The sequence below is a fragment of the Chryseobacterium defluvii genome (assembly GCF_014204415.1).
Lineage (GTDB): Bacteria > Bacteroidota > Bacteroidia > Flavobacteriales > Weeksellaceae > Chryseobacterium > Chryseobacterium defluvii_A.
In genome coordinates this window covers 286,736-302,669 of the sequence record NZ_JACHLE010000005.1, presented here as the reverse complement: position 1 = coordinate 302,669, position 15,934 = coordinate 286,736, and the positions used below count along the sequence as shown (strand labels likewise).

Here is a 15,934-nt window from a genome sequence, read left to right as displayed (position 1 = left end):
AAAATTTACATGAGACTGAGATTGTCGAATGTGAATTTACTGGATTTTTATTCCGGCACAAACAACGGTTTAATTGATGAAAGAAGCATAGGAAATGGAGCTGCGGCATATAATGATGGAGCTAACGCGCTTACTGCTCCTTTCGGAGAGGTTGAAGATTACCAGCTGTCTGTAGATCTCTATGATTATGGAGATGTTCCAGCAGGTTATGAGAATGACAGAAACGGAGTATCCAACCCCGCTGCTCATATTTCCCTTACGGGTCTGTCATTGGGCAGCATCGTTCCGGACATTGAACAGGGGCCACAGAGTGTAGCAGCAGGAGCAGATAATAATGGTGCCAATGGAGACGGATCAGATGAAGAGGCTGTTACTGTTTCTTCCAACCAGATCAGAAAAGGAGTTCCTTATACTTTAAGTATCCCGGTAACCAGTCCGTCTTCCGGCACAAAATATTTGTATGGATGGATCGACTTTAATAACAACGGTAAATTTGAAGCGGGAGAGTTTGCAACGACCTCTTTTTCAACAACCGGAAGCAGTACCCAGGCTTTATCATGGAGCGGGATACAGACGGGTACAATAGTTTCAGGAGCTGCTAAACTATACATGAGACTAAGACTTTCAGACAGGAGTCTGAATGATTATACATCGGGCACAGGATCAGCGGATCTTGATGAAAGAAGTATTGGTTTTGGAACCGTGTCATCTTCTAACCCCTCAGATTATATTCCTGCATCCAACGGAGAGGTTGAAGATTACCAGATCAGCGTAGTGGACACTTTCGATTACGGAGATGTTCCGGCTACATTTGAGAACAATATAGCTGGTAGTCCATTACCTGCATTGCATGCCCCACTATCCGGCTTCAGCATAGGAACCCTTATGGATGTGGAGACAGCGCCGGGCAGTGTAGCTTCAGGAGCTGATAACAATGGTACCAACGGAGACGGATCAGATGAAGACGGTATCACCACTTTTGCGAGTGTAAGCCGAGGAGTGGCATATACCCTTAATATACCGGTGAATATACCGGCTACTTTAACCGGCACAAAATATCTTTATGGCTGGTTAGACCTGAATGGTGACGGACGATTCCAGTCCGGTGAGATTGCAACGGTGAACGTAACAGGAACAGGAGAGCAGATCTCAGCCCTTACATGGAACGCTGCCCAAACAGCAACAATCACATCCGGTACGACAAAAATTTACATGAGACTGAGATTGTCAAATGTGAATTTACTGGATTTTGGCTCAGGAACGAATAACGCACTGATTGACGAAAGAAGTATAGGAAATGGTGCTACATCTAACTCCAATGGAGTAAATGCACTTACCACTCCTTTCGGAGAAGTAGAAGATTATCAGTTATCGGTTGACCGTTACGATTTCGGGGACGCACCTGTAGGTTATGATACAAACAATACAAGTACTTTCGTTCCCGCCAGGCAAATTGCAGATCCGTTATATACCATTGGGATGATTGTGGATGAAGAACAGTCTGCACAGAATGTAGCAGCAGGAGCTGATAATAATGGAACCAATGGAGATGGAGCAGACGAGGACGGACTGGGATTATCTGTAATTACGAGAGGTGCTCCGCTTAATTTCTTTACAAGTGTAAATGCGAAAACAGCATCCAACATTATGGCATGGATCGATTTCGATAATGATGGTAAGTTCCAGGCTGATGAAGCAGCTTACGCTACAACTACAGGTACCACAAACGGATACCAGGCAGTAGCTACAGGAGAAACCATTGTGAATTTCTGGTTCAGAGGAGCCCAGACAAGTCAGATTCCTGTCGGGGTAACAAATGTATACGCAAGAATAAGGCTTACGGCAACAGCAGGATCAGATAATTCCAGTACCACAGGTATTGACGAACGTTCTGTAGGGGACGGAGCAAGTACCGGAGTATATACTTTACCTGGTTTTGGAGAAGTTGAAGATTATCGTTTCACGGTTGGAAATAATCTTTATGACTTCGGAGATGCTCCGGAAAGTTATGATATGGATATGAGCGGAACCGCTCCTGCCAATTTCAAGCCGGCAAGAAATTATGCTACTAACTATTTATATCTTGGAACTACCTGGGATCATGAAGCAGCACCTGCTTCCGTGGCCATGGGGGCAAATAATAATGGCAACAATGGAGAAGGTTCGGATGAAGACGGAGTTTCTACACCATTATATATCAATCCGGGAGCCGATAACGGATATAGTATAGGAGTTAAGAATTATACAGGGACCAATGCGACATTAGTTGCCTGGATTGATTTCAATAATAACGGAAGATTTGAGTCAGGTGAAAGTTATACATACTCAGCCCCTCCGGGTGGATATATTGTACAAATACCGTTTACGGCTGCACAGACCTCTGCTATTTCTACCTCAACAGAGGCAGTATACATGAGGGTAAGGCTTATTCAGTCTGAGGGAGACGTCAATAATTTTGGCGATAGTTCGAACGCAGTTGTAGATGAGCGTGCCATAGGTGATGGTTTGAATACCGGATCATATGGAGTAGTGGCTCTTGGCGAAGTAGAAGATTATCTTTTACAGGTGGTAAGGGATTATGGAGATGCACCTGCTTCTTATGAAAACGGTAATCCTGCTTTCCAGCCTAACAGTTCAGTACCGGATCTTTATATGGGAGCTGGGGTAGATTACGAATTGGGAGCTCAAAGTGTTGCTGCAGGAGCAGATAATAACGGAACAAATGGGGACGGATCAGATGAAGATGCTTTTTCGGCACCGCTTACCATTACCAATGGCAGTCAGTTTACTGTAAGTGTTCCTGTATTTGCAAAAACAGCAGGTACCAAATACCTTTACGGATGGATAGATTTCAATGGAGACGGAATATTCAATGGGAATGAGGCTGCTGTTACAAACAGTTCAATAGCAGCAGGGGCTACGGGTAACCTGGCTCTTACATGGACTGCTACCAATGCTTCTGCCGCTGTCCTTGCAGCAGGAAAAACATATGTAAGGTTAAGATTGATGGCTTCTACTCTTAGCAATTCAAACAGTGGAAATACAGCATTAGTTGATACCCGAAGCTACGGAGGAAGTACTGTTTTAGGAGAAATAGAAGACTATCAGTTTAATATTGTAAATAATATATACGACTATGGAGATGCTCCTGCCAATTACTCAAGGAACCAAAGCGGGGTTAATGTAGAACCAAGACAGTCATTATCTTCTGCCTTAAGGTTAGGAGCTACCACAGATATTGAAGCATCTGCAAATACGGTTGCTTCCGGTGCGGATAATAATAGTCCTAATGCTGACGGTACTGATGAAGACGGTATTACTACAATGATGCCGGTTTACAAAGGAACAAACTATTATTCCAATGTAAGCGTGTTCAATAATACAGGATCTGCCAAAAGTCTTTACGGATGGATTGATTTTAACAATAACGGTTATTTTGAATCTTCTGAGGTCGCAACAATCTCCGTTCCGAGTTCTTCTGTACAGCAGACAGTACAATTGTCGTGGTTAAACACCCTATCATCAACAGTTCCTGTTGGAGTAAACAATTTGTATATGCGTTTGCGTATATCGGAGAGTACATTGATGGGTAATCACAGCAATGCTTTGCTTGATGAGCGCTCTATAGGAGACGGACTTAGTACCGGTATTTATGGAACAGCTTTTGGCGGAGAAGTGGAAGATTATAAATTGCCTGTGGTCGCCACTTATGACTATGGTGATGTTGCAGATACTTATGATACAAGCAATACAGGTATTATAGCACCGGCAAGACAGGCTGCCAGCAGTGCATTGTACATTGGAGATGCATTGCCGGATTTGGAAACAGCCAAGCAAACATCAGCAGGAGCAACCGGAGATGATACGACAGGAGTAGATGATGAAGACAGCGTGGAAGCATCTTCTATATACGGATCCGGAGGATATGCATATTCCGTAAGGGTAAAGGCCTATAATAGTACAGGATCTTCAAAAAACCTTTATGGATGGATAGATTTTAATAATGATGGACTTTTCCAGACAGCAGAAGCTGCGACTGTATCTGTCCCTGATTTAACCAACGGATATGTAACCCTTGGATGGACAGCGGCACAGAATATAGTTGCAGGAAGTCCGGGTCAGTTAAAATTACGATTACGTTTATCAGAAGGAACATTAAATAATAACGGTGGAACCCTTCTGGATGAGCGGGCTTTAGCTGATGGGGCAGCTACAGGAATATATGAAGCAGCACCTGTCATCTATAATGGTGAGGTGGAAGATCATGTTATACCTGTAACTACACAGCTTGATTATGGAGATGTTCCTGTATATTTTGAACAAAACTTCATAGGAGCTACTATTGTTGCCCGTCATCTGCGGAATCAGGATTTGATGATTGGAAGTATTGCAGATATTGAAAGCGGTCCGCAAAGTGTAGCCGCTGGTGCAGATAACAATGGAACCAACGGAGACGGATTGGATGAAGATGGAGTAGATCTGCCATTGCCTACACTTTATTCAGGAGCAGAATATGCCACACAGATTAAAGTGAAAAATAATCTTGCCTCTGCTGCAACATTGCATGCATGGATTGATTTGGACGGTAACGGAAGATTTACAGCGAATGAATATACCTCTGCAAACGTGCCTGCGAATTCCGGAGATTATATTTCCAAACTTACTTGGGCCCTTCCTAATTATACAAGTACGGCAAATTATACGTACATGAGGGTTCGTTTGGCGAATACTGCGCTTACAGATAACACTTCTACAGATAATGTAGATGAACGCTCCATAGGAGACGGATTAAATACAGGAGCTTATGCTACACCTGTAAATGGAGAAGTGGAGGATTACTATCTGCCGGCAGTACCAAATACAACCGACACTATAAAATGTACCAACGATGATGACCGTTTGGGAGTGATGGATCCTTTACAAGCTCTTTTCCACGGTAACATTGTGAAGCTAAAGAACGGAGATTTTCTGGTTTTTGGTAACAGTGCTGCTCCAAGTGGGGGAGATCAGATGACTCCTGTAAAAGTAATTCAGGCAAACGGGTACAATTATTCAGGAGTTCCGTTGTTGGCAACAGGAGCTTCTAATGCATGGGATCACCAGTATATGTTGCTTGCATCCGGAGGATTATATGTATGGGGTCAGGGAAATGCTAATGCAAGTGGTAGCCCTGTAGTATTTTCCGGAGGTACGGCTTTCAGGCAGGTAGCATTACCAGCCGGAATTGGAGCTGCAACTATAAGCATGATGGATGCAGGGCTTTCTTCTGCCTATGTGGGGTCATTGATGCTTCTGACTAAAACAGGAGAAGTATGGGTGTATTCCAATACAATAGGAAGTGATGTACAGGGAGACGGAAATATAACCACAGCAGGATGGCATCAGGTGATGACATCTGCGGGAGTTCCTCTTACCGGAATGAAAGATGTGCGTTCAGCAGGAGCATCTGCCATAGCCACGGATGGTAACGAATTCTATACATGGGGTACCAATGTATTTTTAGGAGACGGGCAGCCGGCTTCTAATAAGAATTATGCTACCAAAATGACAACCCCTTCGGGTATCAGTCTTCCTGTGAAGCAGCAGGATATTGCAAACTTTGCAGCCACGTCATATTTCCTTAGAGATAGTGCCGGAAAAGCAATTGTATTAGGATATAACAGCAATGGACAGTTAGGACTAGGAAATACAATTAATTCCACCACATGGCGTACTGTTAATTGGGTGAATGAGGAGCCTAATGCAGCAGGAAATCAGGCAGATGTTTCAAAACCAATCCCTGCTGTACGATGGATCTCTGCAAGTAACCATGACAATACAGAAGGGACGCTGTTCAGCGTAATTACAGAAGACAAAAGAATCTATAGTACAGGTTCCAATGCAGGTTCCAGAAGTGGAGTGGTAAGTCCTACCAGTACAAGCATACTGACGGCTGTGACCGACATGGGAGGAACGAAAACGCTGGATGGTAATATGATGTATGTAGAAGCAGGTGGACATATTTCGGTTGCCGTACGATCAGGTAGTGAGAGATTTGGATATGTAGGGCATACTATAGACGGTAGTGATGGATGTAGCGGATGTACAGCGACCCCTACGGAATATAATTTTGAGCTCACTCCTGCAATCGGCCAGGTGTGCGGTAATAAGTTACTTGATTACGGAGATCTGGATGACAACTATAATCTTGGAGGTATAAATGATAAAGCATCTCATGAGATTTTATACACGGCAGATGAAAATCCTCTTAAATTAGGTAATAATGCCCCTGACAGCGAAGACGGACCACAGTTTACCGTTACAGGAAGCAGTAATGATGCGTTGGGAGATGATAATGAAGGAGTACCTGATGACGAAGATGCGTTTACAGGAACACTGCCTGTAAAAACAGCAGGAACATCTTATACATTGAATGTACCTCTTACCAATAATACAGGAGAAACGGCATATCTGTACGGGTTTATCGACTGGAACTATAACGGAACCTTTGAACCGGAAGAAGCTGTTGTACAAAATGTTCCGGCATCTGCAACGCAACAAAGCATAGCGCTTACATGGGCAGATAATCCTGAAATATGTGGTACTGGTACTGTGAGAAGCTTTGTACGTTTGCGCCTTACCAGTGAGCAACTTACAGATGATACTGCTACTGCTGCGGACGAGCGTAGTTTCTTGGCTGCTCCGGATGGGGAAGTAGAAGATTATTTTGTTGACTGGAATCCTGACTGTGAAGAATATTGTTACGAATCAGGAGCAACAGGAACGGAAGGAGAAGCATTAATTAGCAAAGTCGGTATTACATCTTTAGACAGGGCCCATTCGATATCAGATAACTGGCCGGCTGTACGTAAAGGTGCATGGCTTGTACTGGAATCTAAAACAAAAGGGTTTGTTCCGAATAGAATAGCTTTTGATGGTTCAGGAAATCCGGTGGGAATTCCGGCTGCTAATTTTGTGGAAGGGATGTTGGTATACGATACAACAAATAAATGCCTCAAGATGTACACCTCTAAAGATGGTGGGCCATTAGGATGGTATTGTATCAGTACACAGGCATGTCCTGAATAATTAAAGTTTAAATAATGGATAATGGCAACAGATTTTTTCTGTTGTCTTTATCCAAAATTTACAAGTTAAAATTCATAAAAATGAAAAAAGTAATAATACACATAAAAATTCCGGCTTTACTCCTTTTACTGATGATTTTTAGCCCGGCTTATTCACAACGGAAAGAAGCCGTTATAGATAAAAACCCTATATATTCTTTTGAAGGAAGAGGTTTTATGGAAACAGGAATGGATAAAAGAATGATATTCTTTTCAAATTCCATTATTGAAGGAGAAAATAAAAATGAAGTTTCTATGAACAATAATGAAATGACCATAAATAAAGATGGAATATATAGAATAAATATCTCTTCAGGAATAAGTAAAGAAGCCGTAAAGGCCGGGCAGGCCTACTATTCGGTTAACCTGAATGGCAAAGAAATTTTCCGGTCAGAGCAGGGAAGTTTATCACCGCAGGGGGTATATCGTTTTCAGATACAGCTTAAGAAAGACGATATATTAAGTTTTAGTAGAGTAGATGATCAAAGTATGAATAATAATGATATCGAAAGGAAGAATTACCTGTCGGTCCGCTATACAGACCCTGAGCTAATGGAATTTTCCGAAAATCATTAATACATGTTTCTTTATCTGATTAAAATAATATTGAATATGATAAAAAAAATAATAATACCAGTAATAGTAATGATCAGCATGAATGTCAGGTCACAGGTTGCAATAGGAAAGAGCGATATTACTAATATTTCCGTATCTCTGGAGTTTGGAGATGATGAAAATAAGGGAATGGTGCTTCCGTATGTTACAGACAAGTCGGGAATTGTTGAAAATGGAACCATCATCTACGATGCAACGGATTTTAAGGTTAAATATCTGAAGGATACCGATACCTGGTTTGATCTAAGTGTAGATCCTACAGGAACAGCGGATTTGAGTATTCAGGGGAATGACAAAACAGAGCAGCCGGGTGCAAAAGTATCAATTGTTTCAACCGGAAATCCCGACAATACTACCAAAGGGATATTAGTACTTGCTGACGAAGATAAGGCCATGATATTACCCAAAGTGGCAAGCCCGCATCTGAATATCATAAATCCAAGTGCAGGAATGCTGGTTTATGATACGGACAACAAAATGTTAGCCGTATATAACGGAAAAGTATGGACATTTTGGAAACCCTAGAAAAGTATAAGATTTAATTTATATATCCCCATTCGAATTTTTTGATTGGGGATTTTTATTTAATTGTGAAGAGATCAAAAAAATAGTATGATTTTTATTGCTGAAGAACTGATAATACACTATAAATTTCTTCTTTTTTATAAATTTTTTAATCATTTTCCAACCTTTTGCTTACTTCCTGCATCTTTATAGATATAACCTGTTAAAAAATAAAGATCGTATGAAAAGCTTGTATATCCCGTTCCTGTTGTTTCTTTCAGTTTTGTTCCGGGCGCAGATCCCGGTGATTGAGGTAGCTGATCAGAAAGGAGGATTTGATAAAAACAGTCAGGTCATTCTTCAGAAGCTTAGTGTTGAGACCAAAATTACCGGCGGAATTTCCACCAATGTGGTGACCATGGTTTTCAGAAACAATTCAAACCGGCTGATGGAAGGGCGGCTGACCTTTCCTTTGCCTGAAGGAGTGAATGTAAGTGGCTATGCCCTTGATATCAATGGTAAACTGAGGGATGCCGTTCCTGTGGAAAAAGAGAGAGCCAAAGAAGTTTTTGAAACCATTGAAAAACGAAACATAGATCCCGGTATTTTAGAAAAAGTGGAAGGCAATAACTTCCGTACCAGAATTTATCCCATCAATGCAAACGGAGGAGAGAGAATAGTACAGATTACCTATAATTACGAATTGAAAAAGGCAGGCAGCAACTATCTGTATTTTTTACCCCTGAACTACTCATCTGAGATCCCTGAGTTCAGTATTAAAACCAGTGTTTTTCAAAATACCCTGTCACCTCAGCTTGAAGAAAAACCTGATGGAAGCTTTGATTTTGTGAAGAAAGGAAATGCATGGATTGCAGAAACCCATAAAACAAAATATAAACCGTCAAACAATTTAAAGATCAGCTTTCCTCAAAGTAGTTCAGACCAGAATGTATTATTGCAGAAAAATTCAGGAAATTCGGCATATTTCCTTACAAATATGAGAATTGATCCGAAAGAAAGAGAAAAAAAACTGCCCGGCAGATTAGCGATCGTCTGGGATAATTCTTTAAGTGGATTAAAACGCGACCATACCAAAGAATGGGCTCTGCTGGAAGAATATTTTAAAATCAACAAAAATCTTACGGTAAAAACCTACTTCATCAGTAACACATTTGATGAAGGGAAAAGCTTTAAAATAAATAACGGCAACTGGAATGATCTAAAAGCCTATTTATCCACAGTTACCTATGACGGAGGAACAGATTTCGGAAAGCTAAAATCCTTAAAAGAAGATGAAGTCTTATTCTTTACAGACGGGCTCTCTTCTTTTGGAGACCTGGATCTGGTTTGGAAAAAACCGATATATACCATTTCTTCATCCAATAATGTGAATTTTAATCAGCTGAAGTTTATCAGCAGTAAAACGGGAGGCGAGTTTTTAAATTTAAATGAAAGTAAGCCCGAAAACGAGGTAAGAAAACTATTATACCAGCCTTTGAAATTTATAGGAATTGAAAATAATGCCTCATTGACGGAAGTTTACCCTTCTTTAACACAAACTATTTCACAAGATTTTGTGTTAACAGGAATCTTAAAAGGCAGCCGGACAAGTGTAAAAGCTTTATTCGGTTATGGAGATGAGGTCACTGAAGTAAGAACCGTTTTTCTGGATATAGACCAACAAGCTGTAGAAGGATGGCAGATCTCACAGTTTTGGGCTCAGAAAAAACTGAATGAGCTTGAGATTTTTGAAAAGCAGAATAAAAATGAGATCAGGGATCTGAGCAGGAAATATGGATTGGTAAGTAATAATATGAGCTTAATGGTGCTGGAGAATGTAGGAGATTATGTCCGGTATAATATTATTCCGCCTGCAGAATTGCGTGTTGCATACGATGAAATAATAAAAGACAGGAAAGAAGAAAAAGACGAATGGACAGAAGACCTGATGGATGATGCAGAAAGCATGGCAGAAAGCCTGAAAAAATGGTGGAATACAGATTATAAAAATAAGAAAGAGGTATACAGGGAACTGCCATATTATGATAGCGATTCTTCAGGCAGGAATACAAGAATTGAAGAAGTTGTACTATTGGGCTATGGATCTCAGATAAATACACCAAGAGCATCTGCTTCTGTGGAATCTCCTCCTGATCCTCCTGTGGTAAAATCATCAGACATGCAGGCAGTAGCTTCTCCCATGGTAGTTCAGGAGCTTGAGGGAAGAGCAGCCGGAGTTTCGGTTTCCGGAAGACAGGTGGATTCCGTAAAGACAAAAGAAATTTCAGATGTCGTTGTGAGAAGAGGGAAAATCACGACGGTTGATATCAGATCAAGTGCCGAGTATATGAAGCTTTTTGAATCTGCTAAAACCCCTGAAGCTATTTATCAGGCCTACCTCAGATACAGGAAAGACTACGCAGGCCTTCCGCAGTATTATTTTGATATTTCCCAGCTGCTTTTTAATTATAATGATAAAAAAACGGGACTGAAAGTATTAAGTTCCATTGCAGACCTGGATATTGAAAACGAAGAATTATATAAATTACTGGCATACAAATTAAAGCATGCGGAAGTTTACGATAAAGAGCTTTGGGCAGCTCAGAAAGTATTGGAATGGAGGCCTTTTGATCCTCAAAGTTACAGGGATTATGCATTGGCATTACAGGATAATCAGCAGTATCAGGCAGCATTGGATAATTTGTATAAAGTTCTTACCCAATCTTATACCCATGAGCTGGCCGACCGGGATGACGGGATTGAAGAAACGGTGATCATGGAAATGAACCAGCTGATCAGCAGCCACAGAAATAAGCTTGATCTGAAAAATATCAATCCTAAATTAATTGCAGACCTGCCCGTAAACATCAGAGTGGTGATTAACTGGAATAAAGATAATACGGATATCGATCTGTGGATTACAGACCCGAATAAAGAACTTTGCGACTATTCCCATAATGAAACTAAGATCGGAGGAAGAATGAGCAATGATTTTACCGATGGCTTCGGGCCGGAACAGTTTCTGCTGAAAAAAGCAATAAAAGGAAAATACCAGATCCAGACCAATTTTTTCGGTGAAAACCAGGTAAGCATAGCAGGGCCCACAGCGATCATGGCTGAGGTTTATATTAATTATGCCACCGGAAGGCAGGAAAGAAAAATAGTTGTATTTCAGAATCAGAAAGAATTCGGAGAAGAAAAAAAGAAAGGAATATTGATAGGAGAATTTGAGTTTTAATGTTTGAAGAAGAAGTTAGTAAGGGCGTCTGCAGAAATGCGGGCGCTTTTTTACAACATCATAAATTTTCGTAACTTTTATCCTGAAAAATTTAAAAGAAAGCACAATGAAATACATCTTTATACTGATCATGCTGATCTTGGGAATAAAACTGCAGGCTCAGACCATCTTTTCAACCGATTATGAAAGCCAGGCAGAAATAAATGTATTTGTGGTACAGTATGAAAGCCAGGCAGATTTAAACGTTTATAAAGTAGATTACGAAAGCCAGGCAGACGGAAACAGCGGAAAATGGTTTTTTACGCAGTATGCCAGCCAGGCAAAATTTAAAATACATTTTGTAAACTATGAGAGCCAGGCAGATGTCAAAATATTCTTTGTGAAATATGAAAGCCAGGCAGGATGGCGGAACAAAAGCAAGCAGCATTTGTTTTATTGAAAACTTAAATGATCAGGCTGTGTAGTGATGCATCACATTTAATCAGATCAATTGAAAATTGATCAGGATCTTTGACTCTTAAAATATGGATGGATAAAAAGATCTTTGCGTTTTTCTCATCAGGCTCAAAACACTTACTAAAATGAGCAGATACACATTTTACCAAAAAACCTATTTTTGAGCATGAATAACAGAAACCGGGGAAAAAATACAGGAGATGACAATTTGTTCGGATCAGAAAAGCAGGTCAGCGCATTAAGATCGGCTGTTGAGGATATGCATTACCTGCTGAGCAGAGAATATCCTGAAAAAGCAGCTTCCGAACTCGCAGGTAACCGGTATAAATTAAAAACCAGGCAGATTCAGGCACTTCGTGGCGCTTCCGCTTCCGAAACCCAGATCCGGAACAGAGAAGAAAAACAGCTGAAAATAACAGACCTAAAAGAAAAAACCGTTCATCTGGATGGCTTTAATGTCCTGATCCTGCTGGAAAGCCTCCTTTCCGGAGCCTATATTTTTGAAGGGCTGGATGGCTGTTACCGCGATCTTTCCGGTGTTCACGGAACCTATAAAAGAGTTAATCAGACGCTGAGGTCTGTAGAGCTGGTGGCTTCATTTTTCCGGAAGGCCCAATTGAAAAAACTGATCTGGATCTTTGACCGGCCTGTATCCAACAGCGGAAGAATAAAACAGATTATTCTGGAATTTTCTCAGGAAAATCATCTTGACTGGGAAGTAGACCTGCAATATAATCCGGACAAAATTCTTGCAGAAAATGCTGAAATACTGGTTTCTTCCGATGCATGGATACTGGATAACTGCAAATACTGGTTCAACCTCATTAACTATTTGATCGGGGAAGAAAACCTTTCCGTAAATCTCATAAAAATGTCTTGCCATGACTCCTGAAAAATATATTCCCCTGTTTTCAGCTTTCTGGAAAGAAAAATATCATGCTGTTCTGGCAGAAGAACATCTGCAAAGTATTGAGAATAACATTCAAAGGTTTAAAGAAGGTGTTTTAGATTGGGATATGCCTTATTTTAATGAAGAAATAAAGATAAACAGGAACGAGAGTTTTAATATCTTCATCAGCATTCTGGAAAGTCAGATCCCGGATCAGGTAAAAGCTGAGAAACTTGAAAAAATACCCTTTGAGCATTGGCTGAATATCTTGGGGCAAAGGCTTACATCAGCAAGCATCCGTGATGAAAATGCAATTCCGCCCCTTAAAAATACTTTGATCGAAAGCTGCCAGAAATTATTTAACCATGAAATTACTATTGCCCAAAGAGCATGGGAAAAGCACGTCGGAAGAATGGAAGACCCGTTCTGGGGCGAAGTAAAAGGAAATAATAAGGAGAAGCAGGAAAAAGTAATGGAGAGGATACATCATATCATAGATCATAAAACATGGTGGAACGTTTTCTTTCATTATAAGCATGAGCTTGTCTTTGAGATCAGGGAAAAAGAAGGGCATGGGATTCGCTGGAGCCACGGTGGAACTCAGCTGATTGGTTTTCTGGAAACTTTTATTAATGAATAATTTTTACTGCGTAAAAAGATTGCGTATTACTTCAATAGCTTTGTACTTATAAACCGGAACAATGGATTTTTCTGATCATAAATTTACGAAAAATGAATGGGAAGCATGTCTCAAGGTACTTCATGCCTTGAAAGATGAACCCTTTCTGAATCCCGATAATAAAACCTTTTCAGGATTGATTACAAAGATCCATAAGAATGCTAAAAAGCAGGGTCGCCAGGAAAATTACCTGCTGATGAAAGCCCATGACCTGGATGTCAATTCGGGATCTGTGTTGATGCGGAAAGCTTTGGCGGGTGTTTCTGCTTTTTATGACGAGGAAAAAGGCAACACAAAACTGACAAAACTTCAGATCCCCAAAAACTGTTATTGCTGCAACCGAAGCTATCAGTATGCCCATTCCTTCTATACAAGGCTATGCCCGAAATGTGCCGAAGAAAACTACGAAAAACGTTTTGAATCGGCAGACCTGAAAGGGCGGAATGTGATCCTGACAGGAGGAAGGGTGAAAGTAGGATTTGCCACCGCTTTGAAAATATTGAGGAACGGAGCCAATCTGGTGCTTACAACACGCTTTCCGGCATTGGCTTTAGAACTGCTACAGCAGGAACAGGATTATGAAGAATGGAAAAACCAACTTTGGATCTATGGCTTGGATTTAAGGAACTTAAAAGCCATTCAGGAATTTACAGATTTTTATAAAGCTAATTTTGATACCCTTAATATTCTGATCAATAATGCAGCACAGACTATCAAATACCCTGATGAATATTACCTTCCGATCATAAAACGGGAAAAAGAAAAGCTGGTGGAATTTAAAAATGTACAGAATTTAATTCCAAACCGGACAGAAATTTCCGGTGAGATCAGGAACCTGGAATATGCTCAAAATGAACAAACGCCGGTTTCCCTTACCCGTTTCGGGCAGCCTGTGGACCACAGAGATAAGACGAGCTGGAATTCCACGCTGGAAGAAATCTCAATGTATGAATTAGTGGAGGTTAATCTGATCAATCAGCTGGCACCCTACTTTCTGATCAAAGAACTGAAACCTCTAATGAAGAATTCAGTGTTTAAAGAGAAGTTTGTCATCAATGTCACTTCTTCCGAAGGAATTTTCAGTTATGAAAATAAAACGATGTTCCATCCTCACACGAATATGACGAAGGCCGCACTGAATATGATGACGCTTACTTCTGCCAGAGAATTCGAAAAAGAGCAGATCTACATGAGTGCTGTAGATGTCGGATGGATCTCAACGGGAGCAAAAGAAAGCCTGAGAAAGAAACAATTTGAGCAGGGATATATCCCGCCACTGGATTCCGTGGATGGAGCAGCCAGAATTCTGCATCCTGTGATTGAAGGCATCAAAGGAAATTATTACAGCGGAGTATTATTGAAGAATTATAAAATACATACCTGGTAAAAACGTTGGCTCAATTAATAGGAACTGACCTGCCAAAGCAGAATTGACGGCTCATCAGGAAAATGGAGACAATAGTATTAAAAATGGAAAAACACCTTCCTGCCAGAATGAGTTGCAGGTTCAAGTCCTGCTTGTCTTCCAAAGAAAGCGTTAGCTCAAAGGAAGAGCACCTGCATTGCACGCAGGAGGTTGCAGGTTCGATTCCTGTACGCTTTACAAAAAACGGGTTTAATTTAAGAAACTATTAAATTTGCCTGTTTGAACACATAATTTAATTTGGGAAAATATCACACTTACAAGGTGAAGTTGCAGGTTCGAATCCTGCTGTGTTCACAAATCTGGAGTACCATGATTTAATTGGAAAAATACACCGAAAACCCGTTATACAGGTTCGAATCCTGTTGGTACTCCTGTTTTATGAATTTGTCTAAGCTTTTATTTTTCACCACAAAGACACAAAAGTTTTTAAATGTGAAAAAATAAATTAGAAGTCCACATAAGAAGAAAATTAAAGATTTTCAAGAACTAATGTGTACTTAAATGCTTTTCTCAGGTGTCTTAGAATTAGCTTAAGTGTCAAAAAGGCTTTTTTGTCTTTTGTGGTTTGCTTTTTTGATGAGTTCAAACAGGTGTTATATAAAAAAATACAGATATGCTAAAGAAACTTTTTAACTTTTTCCGGAGCGAAAGAGACCATTTTACGGACAAAAAAACAACCTTGCCGGAAAAAACAAAAGTAAGGACGGAAAAGTTGTATTTTGATGTGGGTCCAAAACCAGAACAGGCTCCCAAAGAAAAAATAGAAAACCTTTTTGCTTTAGTAGAAAACTACAAAGAATATTGCCTTGAAAAAACCAGTAATCAGCATAATATGAAAGTTTCGCACTATAAAATCATTGACAAAGATGACATGACGGAAACCTTCAAAATTACCGGTGATGCTTTTATTTTTCATAATGAACATAAAACGTTGCGTATAGAAAGCGAATATTTCGTGAAGTATATACAGCAGGAATATAACCCTTTAACACAGCTTTTGGAAAATGCATACGATTAATGA

The 15,934-nt window shown here is 40.2% G+C and carries 9 protein-coding genes and 3 tRNA genes; all 12 read left to right on the top strand.

Translation table 11 applies throughout. From position 1 onward, the window contains the following. Nucleotides 1–9 precede the first annotated feature (9 nt). The 12 genes from HNP38_RS16030 to HNP38_RS15975 all read left to right on the top strand — a co-directional run bounded on the left by HNP38_RS16030 (nucleotide 10) and on the right by HNP38_RS15975 (nucleotide 15,931). A complete protein-coding gene (locus HNP38_RS16030; RefSeq protein WP_184191340.1) occupies nucleotides 10–7,068 on the top strand; it encodes a GEVED domain-containing protein in 7,059 nt (2,352 codons plus the stop codon). A gap of 80 nt (nucleotides 7,069–7,148) precedes the next feature. Continuing rightward, nucleotides 7,149–7,682, top strand: a complete 534-nt coding sequence (locus HNP38_RS16025; RefSeq protein WP_184191338.1) for a hypothetical protein — start codon at nucleotides 7,149–7,151, stop codon at nucleotides 7,680–7,682. A 36-nt stretch (nucleotides 7,683–7,718) separates the two neighbouring features. Then, on the top strand, nucleotides 7,719–8,246 hold the full coding sequence (locus HNP38_RS16020; protein WP_184191336.1) for a hypothetical protein: 528 nt from the start codon (nucleotides 7,719–7,721) through the stop codon (nucleotides 8,244–8,246). A 220-nt stretch (nucleotides 8,247–8,466) separates the two neighbouring features. After that, nucleotides 8,467–11,463 carry a VIT domain-containing protein gene (locus HNP38_RS16015; protein ID WP_184191334.1) on the top strand — a complete coding sequence of 999 codons (2,997 nt, stop codon included), beginning with the start codon at nucleotides 8,467–8,469 and terminating at the stop codon, nucleotides 11,461–11,463. 106 nt (nucleotides 11,464–11,569) lie between these two features. Beyond that, on the top strand, nucleotides 11,570–11,902 hold the full coding sequence (locus HNP38_RS16010) for a DUF6150 family protein (protein WP_184191332.1): 333 nt from the start codon (nucleotides 11,570–11,572) through the stop codon (nucleotides 11,900–11,902). 183 nt (nucleotides 11,903–12,085) lie between these two features. Beyond that, nucleotides 12,086–12,811, top strand: coding sequence for a DUF434 domain-containing protein (locus HNP38_RS16005; RefSeq protein ID WP_184191329.1), 726 nt, complete (start codon nucleotides 12,086–12,088; stop codon nucleotides 12,809–12,811). Continuing rightward, nucleotides 12,801–13,448, top strand: coding sequence for a hypothetical protein (locus HNP38_RS16000; protein WP_184191327.1), 648 nt, complete (start codon nucleotides 12,801–12,803; stop codon nucleotides 13,446–13,448). The genes HNP38_RS16005 and HNP38_RS16000 overlap by 11 nt, the downstream gene beginning before the upstream one ends. Nucleotides 13,449–13,509: 61 nt before the next feature. Further along, a complete protein-coding gene (locus tag HNP38_RS15995; protein ID WP_184191325.1) occupies nucleotides 13,510–14,874 on the top strand; it encodes an SDR family oxidoreductase in 1,365 nt (454 codons plus the stop codon). Between the two features lie 65 nt (nucleotides 14,875–14,939). Further along, a tRNA-OTHER gene (locus tag HNP38_RS15990) sits at nucleotides 14,940–15,013 on the top strand. Nucleotides 15,014–15,018: 5 nt separating this feature from the next. Then, a tRNA-Ala gene (locus HNP38_RS15985) sits at nucleotides 15,019–15,090 on the top strand. 44 nt (nucleotides 15,091–15,134) lie between these two features. Then, nucleotides 15,135–15,207: transfer RNA gene (locus HNP38_RS15980), tRNA-Val, on the top strand. Between the two features lie 319 nt (nucleotides 15,208–15,526). Further along, complete coding sequence (locus tag HNP38_RS15975; RefSeq protein ID WP_184191323.1) at nucleotides 15,527–15,931, top strand: hypothetical protein; 405 nt, start codon at nucleotides 15,527–15,529, stop codon at nucleotides 15,929–15,931. Nucleotides 15,932–15,934 lie beyond the last annotated feature (3 nt).